The sequence below is a fragment of the Campylobacter bilis genome, assembly GCF_016806695.1.
GTDB lineage: Bacteria > Campylobacterota > Campylobacteria > Campylobacterales > Campylobacteraceae > Campylobacter_D > Campylobacter_D bilis.
Map to the genome: position 1 here is coordinate 84,712 of NZ_WUED01000003.1, position 18,499 is coordinate 103,210.

At 30.4% G+C, this 18,499-nt stretch carries 19 protein-coding genes; 10 read left to right on the forward strand and 9 right to left on the reverse strand.

The annotated features are described in order from the left end of the window. Window positions 1-35 precede the first annotated feature (35 nt). The 3 genes from hsrA to plsY form a co-directional block, all read right to left on the reverse strand. On the reverse strand, window positions 36-707 hold the full coding sequence (gene hsrA, locus GRQ01_RS01995; RefSeq protein WP_158334180.1) for a homeostatic response regulator transcription factor HsrA: 672 nt from the start codon (window positions 705-707) through the stop codon (window positions 36-38). A gap of 77 nt (window positions 708-784) precedes the next feature. After that, window positions 785-1,102: a dihydroneopterin aldolase gene (locus tag GRQ01_RS02000; RefSeq protein WP_158334181.1), complete on the reverse strand. Its 318-nt coding sequence runs from the start codon at window positions 1,100-1,102 to the stop codon at window positions 785-787. Then, a complete protein-coding gene (gene plsY, locus GRQ01_RS02005) occupies window positions 1,087-1,695 on the reverse strand; it encodes a glycerol-3-phosphate 1-O-acyltransferase PlsY (RefSeq protein WP_158334182.1) in 609 nt (202 codons plus the stop codon). Before plsY ends, GRQ01_RS02000 begins: the two co-directional genes overlap by 16 nt. A 200-nt stretch (window positions 1,696-1,895) precedes the next feature. On the opposite strand from plsY, the gene GRQ01_RS02010 reads away from it, so the two are divergent. The 4 genes from GRQ01_RS02010 (at window position 1,896) to hemJ (ending at window position 5,252) form a co-directional block, all read left to right on the forward strand. Further along, on the forward strand, window positions 1,896-2,921 hold the full coding sequence (locus GRQ01_RS02010; RefSeq protein WP_158334183.1) for a cytochrome-c peroxidase: 1,026 nt from the start codon (window positions 1,896-1,898) through the stop codon (window positions 2,919-2,921). A 94-nt stretch (window positions 2,922-3,015) separates the two neighbouring features. Continuing rightward, a complete protein-coding gene (gene glmM / locus GRQ01_RS02015) occupies window positions 3,016-4,353 on the forward strand; it encodes a phosphoglucosamine mutase (protein ID WP_158334184.1) in 1,338 nt (445 codons plus the stop codon). Continuing rightward, window positions 4,346-4,816: a signal peptidase II gene (lspA, locus tag GRQ01_RS02020; RefSeq protein WP_158334185.1), complete on the forward strand. Its 471-nt coding sequence runs from the start codon at window positions 4,346-4,348 to the stop codon at window positions 4,814-4,816. The genes glmM and lspA overlap by 8 nt, the downstream gene beginning before the upstream one ends. Further along, complete coding sequence (gene hemJ, locus GRQ01_RS02025) at window positions 4,800-5,252, forward strand: protoporphyrinogen oxidase HemJ (protein ID WP_158334186.1); 453 nt, start codon at window positions 4,800-4,802, stop codon at window positions 5,250-5,252. The genes lspA and hemJ overlap by 17 nt, the downstream gene beginning before the upstream one ends. A gap of 36 nt (window positions 5,253-5,288) precedes the next feature. Here hemJ and GRQ01_RS02030 read toward each other — a convergent pair whose 3' ends face one another. Further along, window positions 5,289-6,599, reverse strand: coding sequence for a coproporphyrinogen III oxidase family protein (locus GRQ01_RS02030; RefSeq protein ID WP_158334187.1), 1,311 nt, complete (start codon window positions 6,597-6,599; stop codon window positions 5,289-5,291). A gap of 126 nt (window positions 6,600-6,725) precedes the next feature. Here GRQ01_RS02030 and cmeU point away from each other — a divergent pair, with 126 nt between their 5' ends. Then, on the forward strand, window positions 6,726-6,977 hold the full coding sequence (gene cmeU / locus GRQ01_RS02035; protein ID WP_158334188.1) for a CmeU family protein: 252 nt from the start codon (window positions 6,726-6,728) through the stop codon (window positions 6,975-6,977). A gap of 24 nt (window positions 6,978-7,001) precedes the next feature. On the opposite strand, the gene cmeC is transcribed toward cmeU, so the two are convergent. The 5 genes from cmeC to ccoG form a co-directional block, all read right to left on the reverse strand. Beyond that, window positions 7,002-8,480: a multidrug efflux transporter outer membrane subunit CmeC gene (gene cmeC, locus GRQ01_RS02040; protein WP_158334189.1), complete on the reverse strand. Its 1,479-nt coding sequence runs from the start codon at window positions 8,478-8,480 to the stop codon at window positions 7,002-7,004. Further along, entirely contained in the window at window positions 8,473-11,595 is a 3,123-nt protein-coding gene (gene cmeB, locus GRQ01_RS02045) for a multidrug efflux RND transporter permease subunit CmeB (RefSeq protein ID WP_158334190.1), read from the reverse strand. The genes cmeC and cmeB overlap by 8 nt, the downstream gene beginning before the upstream one ends. Continuing rightward, on the reverse strand, window positions 11,595-12,698 hold the full coding sequence (locus GRQ01_RS02050) for an efflux RND transporter periplasmic adaptor subunit (RefSeq protein ID WP_158334191.1): 1,104 nt from the start codon (window positions 12,696-12,698) through the stop codon (window positions 11,595-11,597). The genes cmeB and GRQ01_RS02050 overlap by 1 nt, the downstream gene beginning before the upstream one ends. Window positions 12,699-12,806: 108 nt before the next feature. Further along, window positions 12,807-13,445 carry a TetR/AcrR family transcriptional regulator gene (locus tag GRQ01_RS02055; RefSeq protein ID WP_158334192.1) on the reverse strand — a complete coding sequence of 213 codons (639 nt, stop codon included), beginning with the start codon at window positions 13,443-13,445 and terminating at the stop codon, window positions 12,807-12,809. Beyond that, the gene (ccoG, locus tag GRQ01_RS02060; RefSeq protein ID WP_158334239.1) at window positions 13,442-14,809 is read right to left on the reverse strand and encodes a cytochrome c oxidase accessory protein CcoG; all 1,368 of its coding nucleotides are present in this window, start codon (window positions 14,807-14,809) and stop codon (window positions 13,442-13,444) included. Before ccoG ends, GRQ01_RS02055 begins: the two co-directional genes overlap by 4 nt. A 154-nt stretch (window positions 14,810-14,963) precedes the next feature. Between ccoG and rpsU the strand changes: the two genes are divergently transcribed. The 5 genes from rpsU (at window position 14,964) to GRQ01_RS02085 (ending at window position 18,492) form a co-directional block, all read left to right on the forward strand. Beyond that, on the forward strand, window positions 14,964-15,176 hold the full coding sequence (gene rpsU / locus GRQ01_RS02065) for a 30S ribosomal protein S21 (protein ID WP_002780697.1): 213 nt from the start codon (window positions 14,964-14,966) through the stop codon (window positions 15,174-15,176). 121 nt (window positions 15,177-15,297) lie between these two features. Further along, window positions 15,298-15,894, forward strand: coding sequence for a UPF0323 family lipoprotein (locus GRQ01_RS02070; RefSeq protein ID WP_158334193.1), 597 nt, complete (start codon window positions 15,298-15,300; stop codon window positions 15,892-15,894). Window positions 15,895-15,903: 9 nt separating this feature from the next. Continuing rightward, window positions 15,904-17,073 (forward strand): glutathionylspermidine synthase family protein, encoded by a 1,170-nt coding sequence (locus GRQ01_RS02075; RefSeq protein WP_158334194.1) that lies wholly within the window; start codon window positions 15,904-15,906, stop codon window positions 17,071-17,073. A 2-nt stretch (window positions 17,074-17,075) separates the two neighbouring features. Further along, window positions 17,076-18,011: a D-2-hydroxyacid dehydrogenase gene (locus tag GRQ01_RS02080; RefSeq protein WP_158334195.1), complete on the forward strand. Its 936-nt coding sequence runs from the start codon at window positions 17,076-17,078 to the stop codon at window positions 18,009-18,011. Beyond that, the gene (locus GRQ01_RS02085) at window positions 18,001-18,492 is read left to right on the forward strand and encodes a YajQ family cyclic di-GMP-binding protein (RefSeq protein ID WP_158334196.1); all 492 of its coding nucleotides are present in this window, start codon (window positions 18,001-18,003) and stop codon (window positions 18,490-18,492) included. Before GRQ01_RS02080 ends, GRQ01_RS02085 begins: the two co-directional genes overlap by 11 nt. The last annotated feature ends 7 nt before the right edge of the window (window positions 18,493-18,499 follow it).

Below are 18,499 nucleotides of genomic sequence, written 5' to 3' on the forward strand. Positions count from 1 at the left end.
AAGATAAAAATTTTGCACTAAAAGTGCAAAATTTTTTAAGATTTCTTAGGAAAACAGAAGCGGTATCCTCTACGACGGACAGTTTCTATGGTAGATATGTTTAAAGGTTTGTCCATTTTTTGACGAATTTGATTGATAGCTACTTCAATAACATTTGGCGTTACAAGTTCAGGTTCTTCCCAGATTGCGTCTAGTAATTGCTCTTTAGAAACTATTTGATCTGAATGTCTTGCAAGATGAGTTAAAACTTCAAAAGGTTTTCCTTTAAGTTCTATATCTTGATCTTTATAAGTGATTTTTTCCTCATCAGGATCAATTATTAAATCTTCAATTTTAATGACATTAGTGCCACCAAGTCTAAGGCGTGCTTCTATTCTTGCTAATAAAATATCAAAATCTAAAGGTTTTTTAATAAAATCATCTGCCCCTGATTTTAAAGCTTTAATTTCTGTTTCTTTGTCTGTTTTAGAAGACATAATCATAACGGAAGTTCGTGGAGATTTGTGTTTAATAGTGTTGACAAGCTCCATACCATCACCATCAGGTAAAGTCCAGTTTGCTAAAACCAAATCATAATGCCTAATACCAATAAAGTATTCTCCGTCTTTAAAATTTTCAGAAGAGTCAGTTTGATAACCAAATTCATTAAGATTATCTATAATGGTTTTATTTAAGCTAATCTCATCTTCTATAACTAAAATTCTCATCGTAATATCCTTATTAAGAAAAATTTAAAAAATTATAACATAGCTTAAGTAAATGTTTAGGTATCTTTAAAAAAAAATTAATATTTTTTTTTCAATTTAACTCCAACTTTAGCATTTTTTAGGATATGAGGTTTAAAAACCTCGATTTTAAGATGGGTTAAGCTAGGAAAATCATTTTTTAAATTTAAGCTTATAGAATGAAGGGATTCTTCAAGAGTATAAAATTGCTGTGTTTTATAATATTTTTTAATTTTAGCAATTATTTTAGAGTAATCTAAAAACTCATGTGATTTAGCTTTAAGTTTGATAATAACTTTTTGTTTTTTTTTCCTTTCAAAATCCAATATCCCGATAATACATTTAAAATGAAATCGTATTTTTATATAACTTTGCATTCTTTTTTGAAAATCAATCTTTTGATATTAGGTAAATGTTTGTAAGTTATAATAAAAGCGATAATAAACACAGGTGCATGCGTGTTAATTTCTAGATTATAATTAAATATAAAAGAGCTTATAACAAAAGCAAGTAGAGCCATTAAAGAGGCTAATGAGGATATTTTAAAGATTTTTCCAATAACAATCCAAACAATAAAAGCTACTAGCACTTCTAAAGGAAGCAAAACCATCATAGCGCCTGCTCCTGTTGCTATACCTTTGCCACCTTCAAAGAATAAATAAATTGAAAAACAGTGTCCAAAAACAGCCAAAACCGCCACACTCCAAAGCAAGCTTTGATCATAATGAAAGAATTTTAAGATTAATAAAGGAATAGCTGCTTTTGCAAAATCTAAAATTACTGTAGCAATAGCAAGTTTTTTTGCTAATTTAGGGTTTTTTTCTTTAACTACTCTTAAAACATTGGTTGCCCCTATGCTGTTTGATCCTTCATTTTTTATATCAATTTTTGCAAAGACTTTAGCAAGAATGAGTCCAAAAGGAATCGAACCTAAAAGATATATAAAAGTATAGATTATTAAATTTTCCATAATGTCCTTTTTATGTGCTTAAAATAAAATTTCTTAAGATTTAAGATTATAGTCTATAAAAATAAATAAACAAAGATAAGGTAATTTAAGATAAAAATAGTATTAATTAATTTTAAATATTTTTTAATAATTTTTATTATTATTTAAGTATTAAATTATTATGATTTTATTTTAATTTATTTTTTGCAAGGAGTTAATTAATGAAAATGAAATCATTATTAATCGCATCTTTGATTGCCTGTTCAAATGTCAATGCTACAAGTCTCATTGAGGAAGCTAAAAATTCCGGTTTGGTTGCTTTGCCTCAAGATCAAAAAGGTGTGGATGAAATCTTAAAGCAAAATGGGGTGCAAGCTAGCAAATTCACTCTTGAAAAAGCAGAACTTGGCAAAAAGCTTTATTTTGAACCACGTCTTTCAAAAAGTGGCATTATTTCTTGTAATACCTGTCATAATTTAGGACTTGGTGGAGCAGATGGCATTAGTGCTGCAATAGGACATAAGTGGGCATTAAATCCTCATCATTTAAACTCACCTACAGTTTATAATGCAATCTTAAATAATACCCAGTTTTGGGATGGTCGTGCTAAGACTTTAGTGGATCAAGCCAAAGGACCTATTCAAGCAGATGCTGAAATGGCAACTCCTGCTCATCTTGCGGTAGAAAAAATTTCTTCTTTGTCTGAGTATGTGGATGAGTTTAAAAAAATCTATGGGAAAAGCGGGGTAAATTTTGACAATATTGCTGATGCAATTGCTAATTTTGAAAGAACGCTTATTACCCCTTCGCGTTTTGATAAATTTTTACAAGGAGATGAGAAGGCTTTAAGTAAGCAAGAACAAAAAGGTTTGAAACTTTTTATTGATAAAGGTTGTGTGGCGTGTCATAATGGTGTGAATTTAGGAGGTAATATGCAAGCGTTTGAAGTCGCTGGTAAATATAAATTTGCAAGTTTAGGTGATTTTAAAGGTGATGCTAATGGCATGGTGAAAACTCCTACTTTAAGAAATGTGGCGCAAACTGCTCCGTATTTTCATAATGGAGCTATTTGGAGCTTAAAAGATGCTATAAAAGAAATGGGTAGTGTTCAACTTGGTATTGAAATTTCTGATGAAGAAGCAAAAAGTATAGAAACTTTCTTAAAATCTTTAACAGGAACAAAGCCTGTCATTGTGTACCCTCAGCTTCCTGTTTCTACAGAAAAAACTCCTAAGCCTCAATTATAAGGCCTAAACAAGCTCTGTATTTTGAGCTTGTTTAAATTTCTTTATTTTAGTCTTGCTATAATCATGTTTAAATTTTTTGCTAGAAAGGCTTGCAATGAAACTTTTTGGAACTGATGGAGTGCGTGGGAAAGCGGGCGAATTTTTAGACGGTTTTTTAGCTATGCGTTTGGCTATGGCTGCGGGGATTTATTTTAAGGACAAAAGCATTACGAATAATATCTTAGTAGGAAAAGATACCCGAAGAAGTGGTTATATGATAGAAAATGCTATAGTTTCAGGGCTAACCTCTATAGGATATAATGTTATACAAATAGGTCCTATGCCTACTCCTGCGATCGCGTTTTTGACTGAAGATATGCGTTGTGATGCTGGGATTATGATTTCAGCTTCACATAATCCTTATTATGATAATGGGATTAAATTTTTTGATGCGCATGGAAATAAATTAAGCCAAGAGGTAGAAAAAAAAATAGAGGCAATTTATTTTGATGATAAACTCATACAAAGTTCTAAACTTGATATGGACGAAATAGGCCAAGCAAAGAGGATAGATGATGTTATAGGTAGATATATAGTTTCTATTAAAAATTCTTTTCCAAAGGATCTTACTTTAAAATCTTTGCGTGTGGTTTTAGATGTGGCCCATGGAGCAGCTTATAAGGTAGCACCAACAGTTTTTAAAGAACTTGGAGCAGAAGTGATTGTTATTAATGATAAGCCAAATGGGCTAAATATTAATGAAAATTGCGGTGCTTTGCATCCTTCGAATTTGGCTGAAGAAGTAAGGCATTTGCGTGCTGATGTAGGATTTGCCTTTGATGGGGATGCAGATCGTTTGGTTGTTGTAGATGAAAAAGGTGAAGTTGCAAATGGAGATAGTTTGCTTGGGGTTTTAGCACTTTATCTTAAAGAACAAGGGAAATTAAAATCAAATGTTGTAGCTACGATAATGAGCAATGGGGCTTTAAAAGAGTTTTTAAATAAACATGAAATAGATCTTGATACTTGTAATGTGGGAGATAAATATGTGCTTGAAAAATTAAAAATCAATGGAGGCAATTTTGGTGGCGAGCAAAGTGGACATATTATCTTTAGTGATTATGCTAAAACAGGAGATGGATTGATAGCGGCTTTGCAATTTAGTGCTTTAATGCTTTCTAAGAAGAAGTCTGCAAGTTCTATTTTAGGACAGATTAAGCCTTATCCTCAGCTTTTAACTAATCTTAAAATTTCAGAAAAAAAAGATTTAGACAAACTTAAAGGTCTAAAAGAACTTCAAAAAGACTTAAAGAACAAGAATATTAATGCTTTATTTCGTTATTCTGGAACAGAAAATCTAATAAGACTTTTATTAGAAGCTAAAGAAATTAGGGTTTTAGAAAATGAGATGAAAAATGTTGTGGAGTTTTTTAAGAAAGCTTTAAATGGCTAAAAATTTTAAATTATTTTTTTATTTTTCTACTGCTTTTATTTTAGTTTTTATTTTCGATCAAGGGATAAAATCCTTGACTTTAGCAGGTTTGAGATGGCAAAGTGAGTATTTAGATTTAACTTATGCTTTAAATACAGGTGTGGCTTTTTCTATGCTAAGTTTTTTAGAGCATTATTTAAAATATTTTCATCTTATTTTGATTGTTTTACTTTTTATTTATCTTTTGTGGCAAAAAACGTTTTTAAAAACCCATATTCTAGCCTTTGGTATGATGCTAGGTGCAGGCACTTCAAATTTATTTGATCGCTTTATGCATGGTGGTGTTGTGGATATGTTCTTTTGGCATAAATGGTTTGATTTTGCGATTTTTAATGTGGCAGATGTTATGATAAATATCAGTGTTATTTTAATTTTAACACAAGAGATATTTAAAAAAAAGGAAAAAAATGACAGAATGGATTAATGATTATTATTTTTGGATTAAATGGATACATTATTTAGCATTTGTTTCTTGGATGGCCGGACTTTTTTATTTGCCGCGTCTTTTTGTTTATCATGTAGAGAATAAAGATAATCAAGGTTTTGTCGATGTTGTGAAAATCCAAGAAAAGAAACTTTATTGTTATATACAAACGCCTGCGATGATTCTTACTTTAATTACAGGAAGTTTAATGCTTCATGCTCATAAGGAAGTTTTAATGATAGGTTCAGGTTTTATGCATGCGAAATTAACTTGTGTTGCTCTTTTAATAATTTATCATATACATAATTATTATTGTTTAAAAGCTTTAGCAAATAATACATTTAATAAAAGTGGAAAATATTTTAGAATATATAATGAATTTCCTACTATTATGTTTATGATTATTGCATTTATGATGGTGTTGCGTCCATTTTAATGGAGTTTAGCTTAGGCTTTAACTCCATTTATAAAATTAAATCGGGGCTATTTTCTCTTTCATGATATTAATATAATCTTTATTTTCAAGACGCTTGTCATCTTTAAATACTGCACGTACAAGATCCATACCTGTGTAAAAATCCTTCATTAAAACTACAAAAAGGTATTGTCCAAAATCGCTTGTGATAAAGGTATTGTTATCTTTGAAAATCGCACCACTAATCTTAAGGCCTAAAAGTTCTGCGTAAAGTTCTTTTTCAAGATTGCAATTTAAAGTTTTATTAAATTTTTCAATTTCTATTTTTCCTGAAAAAATCTCAGTTAAAAAAATATATTTTATAATTTCTTTTTTATCAAAACAAACTTTAGCAATATTGGCATTTTGTTTTTCTTCGATTAATTTTGCATAATGATTTAAATTAAAAGCATTGATTAAAAGTTCCCCTTCTAAAAAACTAAAAGCTCCGCTACCAACCCCTAAATATTCATGATGAGTGCTTACATACTCATCATTGAGTTTACTCTTTTTTAAAGAAAAACTCCATCCATTATTTTGTATATAATCTTTGAAAAAATTGCGTATGATTTGATAGTATGCAAATTCTTTATCTTCAACACTAAGGCCTAAGCTTTTGGCAATATTATTTTTTGTAAGATTTGATTTCATCAAGGGATAGGTTGTGATTTGCTGCGGGTTTAAATTTTTAGCGATTTTTAAATCATTTAAAAGATGTTGTTCGCTTTGACCTGGCAAATTAAAGATTAAATCGATACTAAAAATAGGTAAAATTCCTAAGGCTTTTGCGATTTTTTCTTGAAGTTCTTTAGAAGAACCAAACTTATCATATCTTGCTATTTTTTTTAAAGTTTCATCATCAAAACTTTGAATTCCACAGCTTAAACGATCAATAATACCTTTAAACATAGAAAGTTTTTTAGGATCGATGTGATTAGGATCGCTTTCACATGAAATTTCTTTTATATTAAATAATTTTTTGCAAAGTTCTAAGGTTTTTAATAATTCTTTTTCATTAATCAGTGTTGTACCCCCGCCTACATATATGGAGTTGAAATCAAATCCTTTGTTTTTTATGATTTGAAGTTCTTTTCGAAGGTTTTGAAAATATACTTGAGCTAAATTTTCATTATAATAATATTTATGAAAACTACAATAAGGACAAAAAGTGTGACAAAAAGGCACATGCGCATAAAGCATGTAGTTTTTATTTTCTTTAGGAGATTTTTCTTTTGGTTCTTTTAAGAGTTTAACATTAAAACCTTTTTTAAGTGATTTCTCCATCATAGAATGAGAGTATTTTAAAGCTAAATTTTGGAATAAATTCATAATTAACCTAAATATTAAAATAATAAAATATAACTTTATCAATTTTTAGTTAAAATAGGAGTAAAATTTGCCTTTCTTAACTAAAAAATGATATAAGTTTTTAAGATTATTTAAAAAGGATGTAAAATGGATAAAACTAAGATTGTTGAGAATTTAAATGCTTTGTTTAAACAAAGGGCTGAATTTTATTCTTATTTTGATAAAAATATCCCTAAAATCAAAAATACTGAAGTATTTGATTTTAAGAGTGCTAAAGATTTAAATCCAGAAGAACTTTATAAGCAGTTTTATCATTTTGATTATGCAATAAGAAAATTATTGCCTGCTATTTATAAAGCTTATGAAATTACAGATGAGGATTTAAATAGGGATTTTTAGCTTTATTTTTTAGAGAATAGAAAACTATTCTCTAAAAGACATATCTAAGTTTTTTGATTGTTCTTTTATATTTTTTTCGATGTTTTCATTTTGTATGAATCCACCGCCAAAGGCTTTAATAATATTTATTATAGAATTGGCATAAGAATATTTTGTATTATTAAAAACGACTGTGGCATTTAACCAATCTTGACGTGCTTTTAAATAATCTTGTAAAGCCATGTCGCCTATATCATAGCGTTCTTTAGCAATTTCATAAATTCTTTTATAGGATTGTTCACTTGCTTGTGCGTTATCATATTGTAAGCGTATGGTTTTTCTAGCGATTAAAGCATAGCGGATCTCACCAAAAGCCGTAATTAGCGTATTTTGGTAGTTTACAAAAGCTTCATCTTTATAAAGTTTTGCTAAATTGACATTTTGATAAATTTCTCCCCAATGAAAAATAGGCATGGTAAAATCCCCACCTATATTCCAGGTTTTAGATCCTTGTTTGACAAGAGTGTTTAAATCTGTGCTTTCAAAACCTAATAGTCCGGTTATAGAAAGCTTAGGTAAAAAAGCTGTGCGAGCTACTCCAATAAGATAATTTTGTTGAGTGAGTTTTTCTAAAGAAGCACTAATATCGGGTCTTTGAAGCAAAATAGTGCTTGAAATTCCAGTAGGTATGTCAAATTCTTTTAAGTGAAAAACTTGATAGGCTTGATCTTTGTAAAGTATGTCATTTAAATTATTTGAGCTTAAAATTTTTAAAGCTTTTAGATAATTTTCTTTATTAAGTTTTGTTTCATTATACTGTAAAGCTATACTTTCTAAATTCGCTCTTGCTTGTGCAAATTCATATTCTCCTACAGCACCTACTTGGAATTTGTCTTCATTAATTTTATAAATCTCTTTTGCGCTATCATAAGCTTCTTTAAGAGTGTTTTCATTTTCGTATGCATTAATGAGATTAAAATAGGTTTGAACTGCATTTGAAATGATAGAAAGTCTTGCAGCTTCATAATCATATTGACTTGCTTTAAAGCCTGATTTTGAAGCACGATATGTATCGCGATATTTACTCCAAAGATCAATTTCATAGCTTAAATTAAGTCCCATTTTAAAATTATTGTCATAATTTACTTCACCACTACGATTTATAGGGCTATTTATAGAGTTTTTTGTACGATTTGCACCCACACTACCGTCAAATTGAGGCAATAGCTTGCTAAAATCTATTCCTAATTGTGCAGCAGCTTGTTGCATATGGATAAAGGCAAGCTTTAAATCATTATTGTTTTTAAGTACTAGATCCACTACTTTGTTTAAATTTTCATCATCAAATTCTTTCCACCATTGCTTAGAAAGAGTATTATTGTTTTCTTTTTCCCAGGGTAAAGTGCCTAATTGATTATCTATATTATAATTTGCTTGAGGAATATTTAAATTAGGGCTTAAAGAACAAGCTGAAATTAAACAACCCAAGCTTATTATCGAACTTATTGAAATGATTTTATTCATGGATTTTACCTCTTTTTTTATCTAACCATTCATTAAAATTTTCTAAAAGATAGAAAAATAAAGGCACAAAAAAGATTGCCAAAGTAGAGGCTGCGATCATTCCTCCAACAAGTCCTGTTCCTAAAGAATGTCTTGATGCACTTCCTGCTCCTGTTGCAAAAATCATAGGCAATACTCCAAAAGTAAAAGCTAAAGAAGTCATGATAATAGGACGGAATCTAAGTTTTGCTGCTGCTACAGCGGCTTCAAATACTCCTTTGCCTTTTTTAAAACGTTCTTCCATAGCAAATTCCACAATTAAAATTGCATTTTTAGCTGAAAGTCCAATTAAGAGTAATAGTCCTGTTTGGAAATAAATATCATTGCTAAATCCTCTTAAATATACGAATAAAAAAGACCCAAAGGCAGCAAAAGGTACAGCTGTTATTACCGCTAAAGGAATCAGCCATCTTTCATATTGAGCAGCTAAAATTAAAAATACAAAAACCATGCCCAAGACAAAAGCATATGATGCTGTTCCTTTGCTTGAGACTTCTTGATAAGCTGATCCACTCCAAGCTATAGAATAATCATCCCCCAAAGTTTCTTTTACTACTTCAGAAATAGCTTCTATAGCCTGACCTGAGGTGTATCCTGGAGCAGGTTGTCCTTGTACTTGAGCAGCAGGGAAAAGATTAAAACGCTTAACATCATCAGGTCCTGAACTTCTCTGTAGTGTTAAAAAAGAATCAAGAGGTATCATTCTACCATCATTTGATCGTACAAAAATATTTTTTAACGCATCTTGAGTATTTCTAAAATCTCCTTTGGCACGAATATTAACTTGGAAGTTTTTACCTAGCATAGAAAAGTCATTTACATAATATGTGCCAATGGTTGCATTTATTGTATTGAAAATATCTTGCATATTGAGATTAAAATGCTTTAATTTATCTCTATCTATTATAAGTTTGTATTGTGGAAAAGTAGTATCAAGAGTAGTGCGTACTCTGCTTAATTCTTTTCTTTGATTGGCTGCAATGACAAGCTTGTTTACATCTTGTTGAATTTGTTCATAAGTTTTTCCGCTTTTATTTTGCACATACATTTCAAAGCCACCTGTAATGCTTAATCCTGGTATAGGCGGTAGGCCTATAAATACACTTGAAGCATTACGATCAAAAGCAAATTTTTTATTAAGTTCTAAGGTTATTTCATCGGCACTAACATTTCTGTCTTTCCAATCTTGCAATCCTATGAACATTGCTGCAGCATTTTCTTTAAGTGAGCTTGTAAAAAGATTAAATCCTATCATAGCCATAGTATCTTTTATACCATTTGTTTTGAGAATTTCTTGGCTTATATGATCAACTTCTGAAATGGTTCTATGGACTGCTGATGCTGAAGGAAGATTGATAATACCTATCATTAATCCTTGATCTTCTTCAGGAACTAAAGAGCTTGGTATGGCTTTATAAAGATAAAAAATAGCTCCTAACATAATGCAAAAAATAATAACAAAACGTATTGTTCTTTTTAAAATATATGCCACGCCATTGCTAAATATCGAAGTACTCCAATCAAAAAAATCATTGAATTTTTTTACAAATTTAAAGGGTTCTCCTTCATTGCGTCTTAAAAACAATGCACATAAAGACGGAGTTAAAGTAAGAGCCACAAAACCTGATATGGCTACAGAGATTGCTAGGGTTAGGGCGAATTGTCTTTGAATTTCACCTACAAAACCGGATATAAAAGAAACGGGTATAAAAACAGCACAAAGCACGAGGACAATTGAGATTACAGGAGAGCTTACCTCTTCCATAGCTTCAATAGCAGCATCTTTTACGCTTATTTGTTCATCTTCATGTAAAATCCTATCAATGTTTTCAACTACAATAATAGCATCATCTACAACGATTCCTATTGCTAAAATTAAGGCAAAAAGTGTAAGCAAATTAATACTAAAGCCTAAAATATACAAGCCAGCAAAAGTCCCTAGTAATGAAACGGGTACTGCGATCATAGGAATAAGGGTTGCACGGAAATTTTTTAAGAACATATACATGACTATAAGCACTAAAATCAATGCTTCAATAAAGGTTTTAATCACTTCTTTGATTGATTGAATTACAAATTTTGTAGTATCATAAGGAATTTTATATGCTAAACCTGCAGGAAAATTTTTTGAAAGTTCTTGCATTTTATCTTGTATAAGTTCTACTGTGCGTAAAGCATTAGCACCTGATTGAAGGTTGATGATGATTGGTACTGCGTCATTGCCATTTAAGCGTCCTTGAGAACTGTATTGTTCTGATCCTATTTCAACATCGGCTACATCCTTAAGTCTTAGAAAAGATCCATCATTGTTTGTTCTTAAAATGATATTTTCAAATTCGCTAGGGTTTTGCAATCTGCCTTGCATAGTGATAGAATAAACATAAGGTGATTTTTTAGTTAAAGGTTCTTCGCCGATTTTACCTGTTGCGTATTGAGCGTTTTGTTCATTGACTGCAGAAATAACATCACTAGCTGTTACATTAAATTTGTTTAATAAATCAGGCTTAAGCCAGATTCTTAAAGAATAGTTGCGATTGCCTATAGCATCGGCGTCCCCAACACCTGGAACTCTTTTTAACTCATCTAAAATATTTAAAGTGATGTAATTGTATACATCAATGGCATTCATTGAACCATCACTTGAGTACACAGAAATTGCAGCAAGTGTTGTTGAGGAAGTTTTTTTAACAGTTACGCCTAGTTTTTTAACTGCATCTGGCATTTTTGCAATGGCAGCTGAAATTCTATTATTTACATCTATAGTGGCTTGATCAGGATCGGTGCCAATGTCAAAATATATAGTTAAACTCATAGTTCCTGAGGAACTTGAAGTTGAATCCATATAGATCATATTATCCGCACCATTGATCGCATCTTCTATAGGGGTTGCCACTGTTGAGGCTATGGTTTGAGCATCAGCTCCTGTATAAGTAGCACTTACTTTAACTGTAGGGGGTGTTAAAGAAGGGTATTGTTCTATAGGTAAATTAACAAGCCCTATAGCACCGGCTAAGGAAATAATAATAGCAACAACTGAAGCAAAAATAGGTCTTTGGATAAAAAATTTAGAAAACATTATTGTACCCCAATTTCCCTAACTTCGCTACCAATATGAATTTTATTAAAGTTATCTAAGATAATTTTATCTCCATCTTGTAATCCTTTATCAATGACGGCATATTCATTGTTTTGATAACTTATATGTATAGAAGCTTTTTCTACTTTTCCATTTTTCAAAAGAAAAACATAAATATCATTTTGATCTTGTTTTATAGCAATTTGAGGTACTTTAAAACCATTTTTTTGTACAAATCCTTCTGAAGTAATTGTTGCAAAAGCTCCTGGTAAAAGGGTGGAGTTGTTATTATCAAAAACGGCTTTTGCTTTGACTGTGCCGCTATTAGCATCAATGACTGAGTCAATAAAATAAAGCTTTCCTTGGAATGTTCGTCCATTAAGGTTTAAATTCGCATGGATATTGTCTAAATTCCATTTTCCATTTTGGGTATTGCGTACTAGATTGAGTTTGTCTGTATCTGAAATGAAAAAATCTGCATAAATAGGGTTTAAATTAGTGATTCTAACGAGTTCACTTGATGAAGCACTTACATAATCACCTACATTGATTAAAGCATCTCCTACGCTTCCATCAAATGGGGCCTTGATCTTGGTGTGATCTAAATCGATCTTTGCATTGGCAAGTTGCGCATTAGCACTAGTTAGATTAGCTTTAGAATTGTTAAATGTAGCAAGAGAAGAGTCGTATTCTTTTTGAGAGATCGCACCTTTATTGAAAAGGATTTGAGAACGATTGAAATCTTTACTAGCATTTTCAAAAACTGCTTTAGCCATTAAGCTTTGTCCATAAGCTGCTTCTACATTAGCTTGAAATTTATCCTGTTCTATGATAAATAAGGTTTGTCCTTTTTTTACTGTATCTCCAGCTTTAAAAAGTTTGTTTATTATCACTCCGCTAACTTGAGGTTTTATAATAACATCATAATTGCTTACAAGTTTAGCTGGATAGGTAAAACTAAGCGGTAAGTCTTCAGACTTTACACTCATAGTTGTAACAGGTTGAGGCGGTAATTGCATTTTTGGCATTTCTTCTTTGCTGCAAGCAAGGAATAAAAACATAACGCTTAAAGTCAAGATAATATTTTTTTGAAATAATTTCATAGTTTTGCCTTGGAAATTTAATATTAAAAATTGTAATGCTTATTACAAAAATGTTTATGGCTATTTTCAGTTAAATTATATCTTTATTCGGTTAATAAAAGGATGGTTTTAATATCGATTTTGGTGATTGTCGATTCCGTTTAAAAAGACATTAACAACAAATTCAACGTGCTTTTTTTGCTCTTTTTTATTCTTTAAAGGAGCATTGATTAAGACATTAAGATGATGATAAGGTTCTTTAAGCATAGTGCAAAAAAGTATAGCAAGTTTTTCAGCATTTTCTTTCATATAAGGATTATCTTGCTGTTTGAAACAATCCATAAGGATATTATAGGAAAAATTTTGTTGGTTATTATCTATCCAATTAGCAAGATGCCTGTCTTTATCATAAACTTGTGAGTAAACGATTTTTCCAAAAGCTACAGCTTCAGGTCGATTGAAAATTTCTACAAAACTTAATCCAAAGGAAAGCAAAATTTCTTTTAAGCTACCATTTTTAATTTTTTGTGTTTTAGAATGGATAAGATGAAAATGTTTTTTACACACATCATCTAAAATTTCAAAAAATAAGCCTTCTTTATTTTTAAAACTATCATAAATGTTAGAATAAGATCCTCCAGATAATTTAATAATATCGCTAAGACTTGTTTCTTGATATCCTTTAGTTAAAAAAAGTTCTAAAGCTACGGTTTTAATTTTTTCTTGTCTGGCTAAAACTTTTTTTGAAGGTGCTTTGTTTGAATTCATTGTTTGTCCTTTATGATTGTGGTTTTAGGGTATACAAATATACTTTTCCTAGAGATTGAAATTTTTTCATCATCCTTAGCATAAGCTTTGATGTGAAGAGCTAAGATTGTATCTTTTTGATCATTATTTGCTAGTTTTTTGGTAGCTTTAATGACTACTATTTTTTTCACTTGTTCGCCTGCTTTTAATGTAAAAGATTTGCGTGGTTTTAAGATTTCAATGCCACCATTAACTCCTTCTAAATTTGCTTTAAAATAATACTCATGAGGTTTAGAATCTGTATTTTGAAATAAAAAAGTATAAGAATTTGAAACTACTAATTCTCCTTTGATATTTGAAATACTGTACAATTCACTACTACGGTTAATATTTAAAAGCATGTTTTCTTTTTTATTAGCCATAAAGATTAAGGCTATTAAAGCTATTAAAAGAATGATAAAATACGCTACAGTTTTAAATCTTAAATAATGGACTTTAGAACCTGTTTGAATAGCTTTTGCACTTGTCCAGCTGATAAGGCTTGGTCGATTGAGTTTATTTTGTACTTTTGAACACGCATCCGCACACTCAAGACAATTGATACACTCAAGTTGCATTCCCTTGCGTATATCAATATGTGTAGGACAAATGCTAACACAAGCTTCACAACCTATACATTCGCCTTGAGGCGGTTTTTTGTAAAGTTTAGTATGGCCTTCATAAATTAAACCTCCGCGTTTTTCATCATAAATAACTTGCATAGTATCATGATCAAACATTACAGATTGTATTCTTGCATAAGGACAAACATAAATGCAAAATTTTTCAGCCAAATAGGTTATATCTAGTGTTAATAATAAGCTTGCACAAAATAATATTCCGACTAAAAGCAAGTGTTCACTAGGATTTTGTATATAATTAAAAAAATCTTCAGGAGGGATGAAATACCAAAGCAAATTACTCACAGCAATGATAGAAATAAGATAAAAAATGACTATTGCAATAAATTTTTTAAAATATTCTCCTTTATATTTTTTTTGTTTATCACTGATATTTTTGCGAATTTTTAGGATTTTAGTTTGGATTATATCTCTATATATGACTCTAAAAATAGTTTGAGGGCAACTCCAAGCACACCAAACTCTTCCACTTAAAGTAGTGATAAAAAAGATAAATAGAAAAAGAAATATAAGAACAAAAGGCATAAGATAAAATTCTTGTGTTAAAAAAGAAATAAAAAATAAATTCAGCTTAGAATGATCAAAGCTTAAAAGAAAAAAATGATTTTCATTAATTTTTATAAAAGGTAAACCAAACATAACAATGCTTGCAATCAAATATACAAAATATCGTTTTTTCGTATAAGTTGTAATATGCCCTTGCATTTTAAATTCCATTCTAACCTTTAACGTTTTATAATTGAAAATTATAGCCGATAAAACTAAAACAATTTTTAAATGCTTTCTAAGTTAGAATTAATAAGAAGTATTTTATAATTATGCTTCACAACAAAATTTACACAGAAAGGTGGTGAAGGCTGTGCCAGGAATTAAGGTGCATCCTAATGAGTCTTTTGACGAAGCGTATCGTAAATTCAAAAAACAAGTAGATAGAAATTTAGTTGTGACTGAAGTAAGAGCAAGAAGGTTTTTCGAGCCTATGACTGAAATTCGCAAAAAACAAAAAATTTCAGCACGCAAAAAAATGCTTAAAAGACTTTATATGCTTAGACGTTATGAGTCAAGACTCTGACCTAAAAGCCCTTTTTGGGCTTTTTATTTCTTCATTATATACTTTAAATTGATATTAAAAAATATTTATTATTTTTTGTTAAAATTCTTTAATATAATTTTTGCCTTTGTAGGATCAATTTATGAAACAAATTAAAAAAATTATTCAAATTGGTATGATAAGCGGTTTAGCAGCTATTACAAGTGGTGTTTTGGTAGGATGTCAAAATAATAATGATAATGCTTTAAATCAAGCAAATAATGCCCAAGGAGCTTTTGTAATCATTGAAGAACTTGCTCCGGGCCGATATAAAATTAAAGATCAATATCCTAGTGATGAAACAAGGGTGGTTTTAAAAGAACTTAATGGTACAGAGCGAATTTTGTCTAAAGAAGAGATGGATGCTTTAATCAAGCAAGAAGCTAGTAAGATTGATAATGGAACTTCTAATTTAACTAAAGAGAATGGGCAAATTAACACTGGGGGCTTAGGTTTGGGTGAGGCTTTGCTTGCAAGTGCTGCAGGAGCGATTTTAGGAAGTTGGATAGGATCAAAGCTTTTTAACAATCAAAATTTTGCTAACCAACAACGAGGTGCTTTTTCTAATCAAAGTGCTTATCAAAGAAGTGTTAATAGCTTTAATCAAGCTGGTAAAGGTTCTGCTTCAGCTACTAAAAAATCAGGTTTTTTTGGGGGAGGATCTAAGGCAGGTTCTAGTTCTTCTTCTTTTGGTTCTTAAGGATAGATAATGCAATTATTACAAGTGAATAAACTTCAAAAAGATTATTTAGAGAATATAGGCTTTTCATGGCATACGGATGAAGATGGGAGTGATTATATTAGCGATAAATTAGTCTGTGTGAAGAGTAAAGAGGCTAATGCATATTATGAAGCTGTAAATACGCTTTATGATATGTTTATAGCTGCAGCACAAAATGTTATTGATAAGGATCGCTTTGATGAATTAGGCATTCCTTTTAATCTCATAGATGCGATTAAAATGAGTTGGGAAAATGAAGTGCATTGGCATTTATATGGGCGTTTTGATTTAGCAGGGGGGCTTGATGGTAAGCCTATAAAGCTTATAGAATTTAATGCTGATACGCCAACAGCTCTTTTTGAGAGTGCGATTTTACAATGGGCTATTTTAAAACAAAATGGTATGGATGAAAGTGCACAGTTTAATAGTATTTATGAAAGCTTGATGGATAATTTTAAAAGGCTTGTTACCCTTGATGAAAGTATTGAAAGTTTTAAAGATCATTATCAAGGATGGAAAATTTTATTCTCAAGTATAGCAGGAAGCAAAGAAGAAGAAATCACTACAAAATTGCTTTCTCATATTGCTAATGAAGCAGGTTTTGAAACGAATTTTTCTTTTGTGGATGAAGTGGAATTTAGCGATGAAGGTTTTTTTAAAGATGGCAAAAATTATGAGTATTGGTTTAAGCTTATTCCTTGGGAAGATATAGCTATACAAGAAGGTGAACTTGCTATGCTTTTAACGCAAATTATGCGTAATCAAAGGGGTATTATTTTAAATCCTGCTTACACACTCTTATTTCAATCTAAGGGAATTTTAAAAATTTTATGGGAACTTTTTCCTAATCATCCTTTACTTTTAGAAACAAAAGATGTGCCTTTAGAAACAAAAAATTATGTTAAAAAGCCTATTTTTGGTAGAGAAGGAGCAAATATTAGTATAATTAAAGAGGGAAAAATCGTACATGAAAATGTGGGTCCTTATGGGAACAATAAGGCTATTTATCAAGAATATGTAGAGTTTAATTCCTATGAAAATGAGTATTATCAAGCGGGTGTTTTCTTTGCTTATGAAGGATGTGGTTTGGGATTTAGAAAAGGGGGGCTTGTGCTTGATAATTATTCTAAATTCGTAGGACATATCATTAAGGATTAAAAATGAAAATTGTTTGTTTGGATGCAGCTACTTTGGGGGATTATGATTTAAGTGTTTTTCAAACATTAGGTTCTTTAGAAGTTTATGCTATGACCACCAAAGAAGAAGTGATACAACGTTTAAAAAATGCTGATGTGGCTATGGTAAATAAAATAGTGATTGATAAAAATGTCATAGATGCGTGTGAGAATCTAAAACTCATTTTAGAAACCGCCACAGGGGTAAATAATATTGATGTAGAATACGCTAAGGAAAAAAATATAATAGTAAAAAATGCATCAGGATATTCTACTATGAGCGTTGTACAGCATACTTTTGCTTTTATATTTGCATTTTTAAATCAGATGATTTATTATGATCAATGGAGTAAAGAAGGTAAATGGTGCAATAGTCCTATTTTTACAGATTATAGTAGGAGTTTGCATACCCTTGGTGGTAAAAAGCACGGCATTATAGGTTTAGGAACCATAGGCAAAGAAGTGGCAAAAATTTCAAAACTTTTTGGGGCTGAAATTTATTATTATTCTACAAGCGGTAAGAATGAAAATGCTGATTTTAAGCGTTTAGAATTAGAACAATTATTAAAAACTTGTGATATTATAAGTATCCATGCACCTTTAAATGAAAATACTAAAGATTTGCTTACTTTTAAAGAATTAAAACTTTTAAAAGATAATGTGATTTTAGTAAATGTTGGCAGAGGTGGTATTATTAATGAGCAAGATTTGGCTAAGATTATGGATGAGAAAAATATACGCGTGGGATTAGACGTTTTAGAACAAGAACCTATGATGAAAAATCATCCTCTTTTATACCTTAAAAATAAAGAAAATTTAATCATTACCCCACATGTAGCGTGGGCAAGCAAGGAAGCTTTAAGTGCTTTAATGGATATAGTTTATAATAATCTTAAAGAGTGGATAGAAAATGGCAAGTGAGCATAGTTTTGATATTTCTGCAGCTTTAGATAAGCAAGAACTTAAAAATGCTTTTGAACAAGCAAAAAAAGAGCTTGATAGTCGTTATGATTTAAAAGGTATAAAATGTGAGCTTGAATTTAGTGAGAAAGATAGTGTTTTTAAACTCAGTTCTTCAAGTGAACAAAAGCTTGATGTTTTAAAGGATATAGTAATTTCTAAACTTATTAAAAGGGCTATTAATCCTAATGCTATTAAGGAGCTTTCTCGTGAAAAAGGTGCGATGTTTCGTTTATATTTAAAGATAAATGATAGCATAGATAGTGAAAACGCGAAAAAAATCAATAAAGCGATTAAAGACAGTAAACTTAAAGTAAGTTTTTCTACACGTGGAGAAGAAATTCGTGTTGTGGCCAAACAAATTGATGATTTACAAGGGGTGATGAAGATACTAAAAGAACTTAATTTAGAATTAAATCTTAGTTTTAAAAATCTTAAATAAGGTTGAT

Coding starts and splice junctions, on each gene's coding strand:
- GRQ01_RS02055 (WP_158334192.1), bottom strand. CDS start 13,445: ATGAATTCAAACAAAGCACCTTCAAAAAAAGTTTTAGCCAGACAAGAA.
- cmeC (WP_158334189.1), bottom strand. CDS start 8,480: ATGAATAAAATCATTTCAATAAGTTCGATAATAAGCTTGGGTTGTTTA.
- GRQ01_RS02075 (WP_158334194.1), top strand. CDS start 15,904: ATGCAATTATTACAAGTGAATAAACTTCAAAAAGATTATTTAGAGAAT.
- GRQ01_RS02050 (WP_158334191.1), bottom strand. CDS start 12,698: ATGAAATTATTTCAAAAAAATATTATCTTGACTTTAAGCGTTATGTTT.
- GRQ01_RS02070 (WP_158334193.1), top strand. CDS start 15,298: ATGAAACAAATTAAAAAAATTATTCAAATTGGTATGATAAGCGGTTTA.
- GRQ01_RS02000 (WP_158334181.1), bottom strand. CDS start 1,102: ATGCAAAGTTATATAAAAATACGATTTCATTTTAAATGTATTATCGGG.
- hsrA (WP_158334180.1), bottom strand. CDS start 707: ATGAGAATTTTAGTTATAGAAGATGAGATTAGCTTAAATAAAACCATT.
- GRQ01_RS02010 (WP_158334183.1), top strand. CDS start 1,896: ATGAAAATGAAATCATTATTAATCGCATCTTTGATTGCCTGTTCAAAT.
- glmM (WP_158334184.1), top strand. CDS start 3,016: ATGAAACTTTTTGGAACTGATGGAGTGCGTGGGAAAGCGGGCGAATTT.
- hemJ (WP_158334186.1), top strand. CDS start 4,800: ATGACAGAATGGATTAATGATTATTATTTTTGGATTAAATGGATACAT.
- GRQ01_RS02085 (WP_158334196.1), top strand. CDS start 18,001: ATGGCAAGTGAGCATAGTTTTGATATTTCTGCAGCTTTAGATAAGCAA.
- cmeB (WP_158334190.1), bottom strand. CDS start 11,595: ATGTTTTCTAAATTTTTTATCCAAAGACCTATTTTTGCTTCAGTTGTT.
- GRQ01_RS02080 (WP_158334195.1), top strand. CDS start 17,076: ATGAAAATTGTTTGTTTGGATGCAGCTACTTTGGGGGATTATGATTTA.
- lspA (WP_158334185.1), top strand. CDS start 4,346: ATGGCTAAAAATTTTAAATTATTTTTTTATTTTTCTACTGCTTTTATT.
- plsY (WP_158334182.1), bottom strand. CDS start 1,695: ATGGAAAATTTAATAATCTATACTTTTATATATCTTTTAGGTTCGATT.
- GRQ01_RS02030 (WP_158334187.1), bottom strand. CDS start 6,599: ATGAATTTATTCCAAAATTTAGCTTTAAAATACTCTCATTCTATGATG.
- ccoG (WP_158334239.1), bottom strand. CDS start 14,809: ATGCAAGGGCATATTACAACTTATACGAAAAAACGATATTTTGTATAT.
- cmeU (WP_158334188.1), top strand. CDS start 6,726: ATGGATAAAACTAAGATTGTTGAGAATTTAAATGCTTTGTTTAAACAA.